Here is a 711-nt window from a genome sequence, read left to right as displayed (position 1 = left end):
AAAAAGTATCCACCGGCATAGCCGGTGGTTTTTCATATGCGCCTATAAGGCTTTCCTACTGGCAGCGCCCTAGCAGGCGCGTAGTGATCTGACATTTGCATATGACTATTTCCTGCGGCCCGTAAACGGGCTACCTGAGTACGGGATCGATAATTGCTCTCCCATTTTATCCTGCTCTAATTGGTGCTTTATGTAACTTTGTATCTTCTCGGTATTTTTTCCTACCGTATCTACATAATACCCTCGACACCAAAATTCTCGATTCCTGTACTTGAACTTCAAATCTCCAAATCGCTCATAGAGCATCAGGCTACTTTTTCCTTTCAAATACCCCATAAAGGATGAAACACTCATCTTCGGTGGTATTTCTAAAAGCATATGAATATGATCTACGCAGCACTCCGCTTCAATAATATTCACACTTTTCCATTCACATAGTTTTCTAAGTATCTCGCCTACTGCCCTTCGTTTCTCACCATAGAACACCTGCCTTCGGTACTTAGGTGCAAAAACTACATGATATTTACAATTCCATCGCGTGTGCGCTAAGCTCTTTTCGTCCCCCATTGGGACCCCCTTTCAATTCTTAATTGACTCTTGCAGTTGCCAGACCACAAGACGTTTTTATCAAATTGAAAGGGGTTATATAACTGACTTATAGCTGTAAGCTTTACGGAACCCCCAGCCTAGCTGGGGGTTTTCTCGATACAA

At 42.9% G+C, this 711-nt stretch carries 1 protein-coding gene; it reads right to left on the bottom strand.

Features of this window, described 5'->3' with window-relative positions:
• Positions 1 to 105: 105 nt before the first annotated feature.
• Positions 106 to 567 carry an IS200/IS605 family transposase gene (gene tnpA, locus AACW06_RS19850; RefSeq protein WP_088731499.1) on the bottom strand — a complete coding sequence of 154 codons (462 nt, stop codon included), beginning with the start codon at positions 565 to 567 and terminating at the stop codon, positions 106 to 108.
• Positions 568 to 711 lie beyond the last annotated feature (144 nt).

It is taken from the genome of Vibrio sp. S12_S33 (assembly GCF_963889785.1).
Taxonomy (GTDB): domain Bacteria; phylum Pseudomonadota; class Gammaproteobacteria; order Enterobacterales; family Vibrionaceae; genus Vibrio; species Vibrio aestuarianus.
The sequence above is the reverse complement of the archived record's forward strand: the minus strand, read 5'-3'. Positions and strand labels throughout refer to the sequence as shown.

Bases quoted from the DNA above. Each gene is read 5' to 3' on its own strand.
- tnpA (WP_088731499.1), bottom strand. From the start codon at position 567: ATGGGGGACGAAAAGAGCTTAGCGCACACGCGATGGAATTGTAAATAT.